1 pseudogene is annotated in these 255 nt (G+C 59.2%); it reads left to right on the top strand.

The features are described 5' to 3' along the window. Positions 1-255 (top strand): annotated as a pseudogene (locus NQZ67_RS30200) (NADP-dependent phosphogluconate dehydrogenase); the annotation flags it as partial.

Below are 255 nucleotides of genomic sequence, written 5' to 3'. Positions count from 1 at the left end.
TCACCGAGTGGAACAAAGGCGAGCTCGACAGCTACCTGATCGAAATTACGCGCGACATCTTCGCGAAATACGATCCGGAGACGGGCAAGCCGATGGTCGACGTTATTCTCGACTCCGCGGGCCAGAAGGGCACGGGCAAATGGACGAGCCAAAGCTCCCTGGATCTCGGCGTGCCGCTCTCCATCATTACGGAATCCGTCTTCACGCGCTTCCTGTCCGCGATGAAGGAAGAGCGCGTAGCGGCGAGCAAAGTGC

The sequence above is a fragment of the Paenibacillus soyae genome (assembly GCF_024623455.1).
Classification (GTDB): domain Bacteria; phylum Bacillota; class Bacilli; order Paenibacillales; family Paenibacillaceae; genus Pristimantibacillus; species Pristimantibacillus soyae.
The sequence above is the reverse complement of the archived record's forward strand: the minus strand, read 5'-3'. Positions and strand labels throughout refer to the sequence as shown.